General features: G+C 64.7%; 7 protein-coding genes. 3 read left to right on the plus strand and 4 right to left on the minus strand.

Translation table 11 applies throughout. The annotated features are described in order from the left end of the window. Positions 1-159 precede the first annotated feature (159 nt). Positions 160-1,107, plus strand: coding sequence for a lipoyl synthase (gene lipA / locus BG35_RS0103905; protein ID WP_025781792.1), 948 nt, complete (start codon positions 160-162; stop codon positions 1,105-1,107). Here lipA and bioB read toward each other — a convergent pair. The 4 genes from bioB to lysA are packed head-to-tail and all read right to left on the minus strand — an operon-like array spanning position 1,091 to position 5,170. Next, positions 1,091-2,113, minus strand: a complete 1,023-nt coding sequence (bioB, locus tag BG35_RS0103910; protein WP_025781793.1) for a biotin synthase BioB — start codon at positions 2,111-2,113, stop codon at positions 1,091-1,093. The two genes, lipA and bioB, sit on opposite strands and share 17 nt — an antisense overlap. A 40-nt stretch (positions 2,114-2,153) precedes the next feature. Further along, positions 2,154-2,942 (minus strand): undecaprenyl pyrophosphate synthase, encoded by a 789-nt coding sequence (gene uppS / locus BG35_RS0103915; RefSeq protein WP_025781794.1) that lies wholly within the window; start codon positions 2,940-2,942, stop codon positions 2,154-2,156. Beyond that, positions 2,943-3,758 carry a diadenylate cyclase gene (locus BG35_RS0103920; RefSeq protein ID WP_025781795.1) on the minus strand — a complete coding sequence of 272 codons (816 nt, stop codon included), beginning with the start codon at positions 3,756-3,758 and terminating at the stop codon, positions 2,943-2,945. It lies immediately after the preceding gene. Positions 3,759-3,781: 23 nt separating this feature from the next. Then, on the minus strand, positions 3,782-5,170 hold the full coding sequence (lysA, locus tag BG35_RS0103925) for a diaminopimelate decarboxylase (protein ID WP_025781796.1): 1,389 nt from the start codon (positions 5,168-5,170) through the stop codon (positions 3,782-3,784). A gap of 142 nt (positions 5,171-5,312) precedes the next feature. Between lysA and BG35_RS0103935 the strand changes: the two genes are divergently transcribed. After that, on the plus strand, positions 5,313-7,859 hold the full coding sequence (locus tag BG35_RS0103935; protein WP_025781797.1) for an ATP-dependent Clp protease ATP-binding subunit: 2,547 nt from the start codon (positions 5,313-5,315) through the stop codon (positions 7,857-7,859). A gap of 26 nt (positions 7,860-7,885) precedes the next feature. Then, positions 7,886-8,801 (plus strand): iron-containing alcohol dehydrogenase (locus tag BG35_RS0103940; RefSeq protein ID WP_080688010.1); only part of this gene is annotated, 916 nt, incomplete at its 3' end.

The raw sequence follows: 8,801 nt of genomic DNA on the forward strand, positions 1-8,801 counted from the left end.
TCTCGGAGGCAATCCCAAGACCAGTTGGTTGCCGATGTGTACGGATGGAATGCCCACAAGACGTGTTTCTCCCGCCGCCAGATTGCCCTGGCGGTGGACGTGATGGCTGAGAAGGGCTGGCCGCCAGCCGCGCTATTCTGTCACCCGGTTTGAGTCCCGATGCCCAGCCCCTATCGCGCCGTCCCCCCCCGGCAACGCCTGCCCCACTGGCTACAGCGCCCCCTGGGCACTGCGTCCCAACTGGCCCAGGTGCAGGAACAAGTTCGGAGCCTTCGCCTCAACACCATCTGTGAGCAGGGGCGCTGCCCCAACCGGGGGGAGTGCTACGCCGCGGGAACCGCCACGTTCCTTCTGGGGGGATCCATCTGCACCCGCAGTTGCGCGTTCTGCCAGGTGCATAAGGGCCAAGCGCCCCAGCCGCTGGATGCCCAGGAAGCAGACAGGGTGGCGGCGGCGGTGGCCAATCTGGGATTGCGCTACGTGGTGCTCACGGCCGTGGCGCGGGATGATCAGCCGGACCACGGGGCGGGCCTGTTTGTGGAGACCATGGCGGCCATCCGCCGCCGTGATCCCACCGTGGCCATTGAGGTGCTGACCCCCGATTTCTGGGGTGGGCGCCGGGAACCCGGCGCCGCCCACAACGCCCAGCGCCAACGGTTGGCCATGGTGCTGGCGGCCCGGCCGGTGTGCTTCAACCACAACCTGGAAACCGTGGAACGGCTCCAACGGCAGGTGCGGCGCGGCGCCCAATACCACCGCTCCCTGGGGCTGCTTGCCCTGAGCAAACAACTGGCCCCGGAGATTCCCACCAAGTCCGGTCTGATGCTGGGGCTGGGGGAGAGGGAAGCCGAGGTGCTGGCCACCCTCCGGGATCTACGGCGGGTGGATTGTGATCGCATCACCATGGGCCAGTACATGCGCCCCTCCCTGGATCAACTCCCCGTGGAGCGCTACTGGACGCCGGCGGACTTCCAGCGCCTGGGCCAGGCCGCCCGCGCCATGGGTTTCCGGCAGGTGCGCAGCGGCCCCCTGGTGCGCAGCAGTTATCACGCCCACAGCAGTGAGCCCTTGTTGGGGGAGGTTCAGGGGTTCAGAGGCGCCCTCTGACAGGCTGACCGGGGCTCCGCCCCGGCTTCCGGCTCACGTCGGTTTGGCGGGCCGGAGATTGTTGCCAGCGCACCCCGGCCGCCCGGAGCAGGTCTTGATCCTTGGAGAGATCGGGGTTGGGGGTGGTGAGGAGGCGATCTCCATAGAAGATGGAATCCGCTCCCGCCAGCAGACAGAGCAGTTGGGCTTCCCGGCTGAGGTTGGCGCGGCCGGCGCTCAGGCGCACCCGGCTACGGGGCATGAGAATCCGCGCCGCGGCCACCATGCGCACCAGCTCCAGCGGATCCACCGGGGGCTGCTCCGCAAGGGGTGTGCCCTCAATGGGCACCAGGGCATTGATGGGCACACTCTCCGGGTGAGGGTTCATGCCGGCCAGAACCACCAGCAACTCTGCCCGGTCCTGCACAGTTTCCCCCAGCCCTAGAATTCCGCCGGTGCAGAGGGTGATGCCCGCCTGTCGCACCCGTTGCAACGTGGCTAGGCGGTCCCCGTAGGTGCGGGTGGTGATCACCTGGTTGTAGTGGGCGGGGCCCGTGTCCAGATTGTGGTTGTATGCGGTCAGCCCCGCTGCGGCCAGCCGCCGGGCCTGGTCATCCGTCAGCATCCCTGCGGTGACGCAAGCCTCCATGCCCAGGGCGCGCACCCCCTGCACCATGGCCAACATGGCCTCGAAGGCCGGGCCGTTGGGGATTTCCCGCCAGGCCCAACCCATGCAGAAGCGATGGGCGCCAGCGGCCTTGGCGGCGGCGGCCTGCTCCAACACCTGCTCCACGCCGAGGGTCTGGGCAGGGGTGGGCAAAGCCCCGGGGTGGCGGGCAGACTGGGAGCAGTAGGCGCAATCCTCGGCGCAGCCGCCGGTTTTCACACTCAGCAGGGAGGCCAACTGCACGGTGTAACCGGGATTGACCTGACGGTGAACGGACTGGGCCTGCCAGAGCAGATCCACCAGGGGAGCTTGCAGCAGGTTCAACACCTCCTGTGCCGTCCAGTCGTATCTCGGCGTCATGGCCCCATGGAAAGCGCTCCTTACCTTATGGCCTCCACCGCTACGTCTCTGCCGGCGGGGATTGAACGGCGCCATAGCGGCGCTGGCGTTGTTGAAAGTCCCGAAGGGCGGTGGCCAGGGCCGCTTGGTCAAAATCCGGCCAGAGCACGTCGGTAATGTGGATTTCCGCATAGGCCAGTTGCCAGAGCAGAAAGTTGCTGATCCGGAACTCCCCACTGGTGCGAATCAACAGGTCCGGATCAGGATCACCCGCCGTCAGCAACAGGTTGGCAAACCGGGCCTCGTTGATGTCGTCAGGGTCCAGGAGCCCTTGCCGCACGTCCTGCGCCAGGCGCCGGGCCACTTGCACCAGTTCATGGCGCCCCCCGTAATTGGTGCATACATTCAGATGAACCCTGTTGTGGTGGGCAGTTCGGGCAGTGGCCCGGGCAATGTGCTCCTGTAGCCCCGAGGGCAGAGCCTCCAGGTCCCCCAGGAAGCGCAAGCGGACCCGGGCCTCATCCAGTTCGTTGAGTTCCTGTTTGAGCACTTGCTCAAACAAGGTCATGAGAAAGTTCACCTCTTCATCGGGGCGCTGCCAGTTTTCTGTGGAAAAGGCATAGGTGGTGAGGGCTGGGATGCCCCAGTGGCCACAGAGTTGCAGCAGTCGCTTCAATGCCCGCACCCCCTGCTGGTGACCCCGCACCCGGGGAAGACGGCGTTGTTGGGCCCAGCGGCCGTTGCCGTCCATGATCACCGCCAAATGGCGCGGCAGACGGGCGGGATCCAGATCGCCCGGCAGCGCCATCAACGGATGGGTGTCCCCGGTGTGGGCTTTGACGGGTTGCATTCAGGCCGTGGATTTGATCGGTTCCCAAGCCACACGCTCCATGGCGATCCCCAGGAGTTCTTTCAGGCGGTTGCTGGTGATGGGACGTTCCAGATGTCCCTGATGCGCCAGGGAAATGGTCCCGGTTTCTTCCGAGACCACCACACAGAGGCATTGATCAAATCGCTCGGTAATGCCCACCGCAGCCAGGTGTCGGGTGCCGAAGCGGCTGGCCCCTTGCCGTCCCAGAGGCAGGATGACCCCGGCGGAGACAATCCGTTCCCCCCGCACCACCACAGCCCCGTCATGGAGTGGGGAGTTGACGGAGAAAAGGTTGAGGAGCAGTTCGATGGAAAGAACGGCATCCATGGGAATGCCGGGGGTCAGAAAATCATCAGCCTGCAGATCGCTGCCCAGATCCACGACAATCAAGGCGCCCCGTCGACTTTGAGACATGCGTCCTGCGGCCTCGGCGATCACGCTCACGGCATCCTGATTGTAGAAGCTTGTCGAGCTCCTCCCCAGGAGTTGCCCCCAGCGGCCACTGCCCAGCAGATCCAGAAGACGACGCAGATCCGACTGCAGCAGGAAAGCCAACGCCAAACCGCACACCAGCACCAGGGCTTGAATCAACCTGTCGGTGAGGGGAAGGGAGATGGGCGCCCGGGCCTGCTGCACCAGCCAGCCCACGGTCACCAGGAGCAGGTAGCCCCTGATCAGGACCTGTGTGCCCATGCCCCGTCTTCTGGTTCTGTTCAGCACCAGAACGCCAAGGAGGCAGGCCAGTAGAACATCGAGGGTCAGCAGCAGCAGCGGCAGCAGGAGCCCCGAGACCATGCCGTGCCGGCAACAAACTGGCTCTACCTTATTGGGACAGGCCCGGATTGGTCCAGGTGCTCCGGCAAAACGTCCCAGTGCAACAGGTCCTGATTGGTTTCCCGGCGCTGCACCAGTCTGGCCTGCCCCCCATGCGCCAGCACCGCTGCAGGTCGGGGAATGCGGTTGTAGTTGGAGGCCATGGAGGCGTTGTAGGCCCCGGTGGCGAAGACCGCCAGCAGATCCCCACTGGCCACAGGGGGCAGGGGGATGTGGTGGAGCAGCACGTCCCCGGATTCGCAATGCTTGCCTGCCACGGTGACGGTCTCTGTGGCCGCGTCCCGGCAGCGTTGGGGCAGACAGGCCGTATAGCGGGATTGATAGGTGATGGGACGGGGATTGTCGCTCATGCCCCCATCAACGGCAACGTAGGTGCGCACCCCGGGGATCTCCTTGCGGCTGCCCACCTGATACAGGGTCACCCCCGCCGTGGCCACAAGGGAGCGGCCCGGTTCACAGAGCAGGCGGGGAAGGGGTTGGTTCTGCTGACCACAGGCGGCCGCCACAGCGGCGCTTACGGTTTGCACCCAGGCGGAGATGGCGGGGGGATCGTCACTGGCCACGTAGCGCACCCCCAGGCCGCCGCCCACGTTCAAATCCCTGGGGCGGTGCCCCAGATCCCTGGCCCGACCCAGAGCCTTCACCATGACCGCCGCCAGGTCCCCATGGGGCTGTAGCTCGAAAATCTGGGAACCGATGTGGGCATGGAGCCCGGCCACCTCCGCCCATGGCGCCATGGCCAGCCGCCGTAGCACCCCATCCAGTTCCTCCAGGTCAAACCCGAACTTGCTGTCCAGGTGGCCGGTGCGAATGTACTCGTGGGTGTGGCATTCGATCCCCGGCGTGAAGCGGATGAGCAGCCGCACCCGCTGCTCACGCTGGCCACAGAGGCGCTCCAGCAGATCCAGTTCCCACCAGTTGTCCAGCACCACGGTCACCCCGTGCTCCAGGGCCAGCTCCAATTCCCCCCGGGACTTGTTGTTGCCGTGGAGGACGATGTTCCGGGGATTCGCGCCCCCGGCAATGGCGGTGAGCAATTCCCCGGCCGAGACCACGTCCAGCCCCAACCCCTCACTGGTCATCAGAGCCGCCATGGCCAGGCTGCTATGGGCTTTGGAGGCATACAGCACAAGAGATTCGCCCGGGTAGTGACTCGTCAGGGCCTGGCGATAGGCCCGGCAACCGGCCCGCAGGGTGGTTTCATCCAGCACGTAGAGGGGTGTGCCGTAGTGGGCCGCCAGATCAGCCAGGCGACAACCCCCCACCCACAGTTGCTGCTCTGCGTCAACTTCAGCGCTGACGGGCGCCAGGTTGCGATTGGGACTCTGCCGGTCAATATCCTCTTCATAGGGGCGGAAGCGGGGCGAAGACATGGTGGCAACGGGGAACTGGGGTGAAAATCTGAACCGTGGAAAACCCGGCAGGGCCGGTTATCTGGCCATGGCGTTGCTTCCTCGGGTTGCCCCAACGGTTGCCCGGCCCTGGTAGCTTGCAACGACAAGGTCCCTGCGACGGATGTTTGAGCGGTTCACGGAAAAAGCCATCAAGGTCATCATGGTTGCTCAGGAGGAGGCGCGCCGCCTTGGGCACAACTTCGTTGGCACGGAGCAGATCCTGCTGGGTCTCATCGGCGAAGCAACGGGTGTGGCGGCCAAGGTGCTCAAGTCCATGGGGGTCACCCTCAAGGACGCGCGGGTGGAGGTGGAGAAGGTCATCGGTCGCGGCTCCGGCTTCGTGGCTGTTGAGATTCCCTTTACCCCCCGCGCCAAACGGGTGTTGGAGCTCTCCCTGGAGGAGGCGCGCCAACTGGGCCACAACTACATCGGCACGGAACACCTGCTGCTGGGCCTGATCCGGGAAGGAGAAGGGGTGGCGGCCCGGGTGCTGGAGAATCTGGGGGTGGACCTGGCCAAGGTGCGGACCCAGGTGATCCGCATGTTGGGAGAAACGGCCGAGGTGACCAGTGGCGGCGGCAAAGGCGGCAACAAGACCCCCACCCTGGACGAGTTCGGCAGCAACCTGACCCAGTTGGCCAGCAACAGCAAACTGGATCCCGTTGTGGGGCGCCAGCAGGAGATCGACCGGGTCATTCAGATTCTGGTGCGTCGCACCAAAAACAACCCCGTGCTGGTGGGTGAGCCCGGTGTGGGCAAGACAGCCATTGCCGAGGGGCTGGCCCAGCGCATTGCCAGTGGGGAAATCCCCGGCATCCTGGAGGGCAAGAGGGTGCTCACCCTCGATATTGGCCTGCTGGTGGCAGGCACCAAGTATCGCGGCGAATTCGAGGAGCGCCTCAAGAAGATCATGGAGGAAATCCGCAGCGCCGGCGACGTGATCCTGGTGATTGACGAGGTGCATACTCTCATCGGGGCCGGCGCCGCCGAGGGGGCCATTGACGCAGCCAATATCCTCAAGCCCGCCCTGGCGCGGGGTGAACTGCAGTGCATCGGCGCCACCACCCTGGATGAATATCGCAAGCACATCGAGCGGGATGCCGCCCTGGAGCGCCGCTTCCAGCCGGTCACGGTTGGCGAGCCTTCCGTAGCGGACACCATCACCATCCTCCACGGACTGCGGGAGCGCTACGAGCAGCACCATAACCTCAAGATCACCGATGAAGCCCTGGCTGCGGCAGCCAATCTGGGGGACCGCTACATCAGCGACCGCTACCTGCCGGACAAGGCCATCGACTTGATCGACGAAGCCGGCAGTCGGGTGCGCCTGCTCAACTCCAAGCTGCCCAGCGCGGCGCGGGATCTGGATCGACAGTTGCGTCAGGTGCTGGCCCAGAAGGATGAGGCGGTGCGGGACCAGGATTTCGCGAAGGCCGGTCAGTTGCGGGATCAGGAGGTGAAGTTGAAGCAGCAGATTCGCGACATCATTCAAGGGAGCCGCAACCAGACGGAATCCACCGCGGCGGCGGCGGCCGGCACAGGCAAGACCGATCCCAGCTTCGGGGCGGATGGCTCCCCTCTGGTTACGGAAGACGACATTGCCGCCATCGTGGCCTCATGGACCGGTGTGCCCGTGCAGAAGCTTACGGAGAAGGAGTCGGTGAAGCTCCTCAACATCGAAGACACCCTGCACCAGCGTCTCATTGGCCAGGATGAAGCGGTGAAATCGGTGGCAAAGGCCATCCGCCGCGCCCGGGTTGGCCTGAAGAATCCCAATCGGCCCATTGCCAGCTTTATCTTCTCCGGCCCCACCGGCGTGGGCAAAACCGAACTCACCAAAGCGCTGGCCACCTACTTCTTCGGCAGTGAGGAAGCCATGATTCGTGTGGATATGTCCGAATACATGGAGCGTCATACGGTCAGTAAGCTCATCGGCTCGCCACCGGGCTACGTGGGCTTCAATGAAGGCGGCCAGTTGACGGAAGCAGTGCGGCGGCGCCCCTACACGGTGATTCTGTTTGACGAGATCGAGAAAGCCCACCCGGATATCTTCAATCTGCTGCTTCAACTCCTGGAAGACGGCCATCTGACGGATTCCAAGGGTCGCAAGGTCAACTTCAAGAACACTTTGGTGATCATGACCTCCAACATTGGCTCGAAGGTCATCGAGAAAGGCGGCGGCGGCCTGGGATTCGAGTTTTCCGAAGACAATGAAGAGGAGGCCCGCTACACGCGGATTCGCTCCCTTGTGAACGAGGAACTCAAAAACTACTTCCGTCCCGAGTTCCTGAACCGCCTTGACGAGGTCATTGTCTTCCGTCAACTCACCCGGGCTGAAGTGAAGCAGATTGCCGCCATCATGCTCAAGGAGGTGTTTGCGCGGATGCAGGAGAAGCAGATTACCCTCTCCGTCACGGAGTCCTTCCAGGATCGCCTGGTGGAGGAAGGGTATAATCCCTCCTATGGGGCGCGCCCCTTGCGCCGGGCCGTGATGCGCCTGCTGGAGGACAGTCTGGCGGAAGAGTTCTTGAACGGAACCATCAAAGAGGGCGACCATGCCCTGGTGGACGTGGATGATCAGACAAAAGTGGTCATCCGCCGCCAGCCGACCAGCCCGGCCGACACCACCCTCCCCGAGACAAAAGAGGCCTCGGCGGTCAGTCTCTAGCGTCCCGTTCGGTTCAGCCCATGGCCATGGCAGATGTCCCTCCGTTCGCCCCTGCTGTGGCCGGGTCCGTGGATCCGGCGGCCACCCATGCCATTGCCCCACAACGGGTGGTGCGCGGCCCCGGCGCGCTCCGGGCGGCGCTGCCCCACTTGCATGCCCTGACACGGCGTCCGGTGCTGTTGGGTCGCTCCCCGGCAGTGGCCCCCCACCGCCAAGCCCTGGCTCAACAACTCCACCTTCCCCAAGCCCGGCAGTTGTTGCTGCGCCATGACTGTTGTGATCCCGATCTCCTGCGGCTGGAAACAGCCATCCGTCAGCTTCAGGCTGATGGGGTGATCGCCCTTGGGGGCGGCAAGGTGTTGGATGCTGGCAAGTTGCTGGCCCACCGCTGCGGGATCCCTTGCGTCACCATTCCCGCCAGTGCGGCCACCTGTGCCGGATGGACGGCCCTGGCCAACGTCTACAGCGAAACCGGGGCGTTTATCCATGACGTGTCTCTGGATCGCTGCCCGGAGTTGCTGGTCTTTGACCATCAACTCGTTGCCACGGCGCCGGCCCGCACCATGGCCAGCGGCATTGCCGACGCCATGGCCAAGTGGTATGAAGCGTCCCTCAGCAGTGGTCAGAGTCAGGACGCTCTGGTGCGCCAGGCGGTGGAGCAGGCCAGGCTCCTGCGGGATCAGTTGCTCCTGGAATGTGAAGACGCCCTTGCCCACCCCGGCGGTGCAGCCTGGGGGCGGGTGGTGGAGAATTGTGGCCTCACGGCCGGACTCATCGGCGGCCTTGGCGGCGCCCGCTGTCGCACCGCCGCGGCCCACGCGGTTCATAACGGGCTCACCCAGTTGGCCCCCTGCCGCCACTGGCTCCATGGGGAGAAGGTGGCCGTGGGCATCCTGGTGCAGTTGCGCCTGGAGGAAACGGTGGGGGGCCAGCCCCTGGCCG

It is taken from the genome of Candidatus Synechococcus spongiarum SH4 (assembly GCF_000586015.1).
Classification (GTDB): Bacteria; Cyanobacteriota; Cyanobacteriia; order PCC-6307; family Cyanobiaceae; genus Synechococcus_B; species Synechococcus_B spongiarum_F.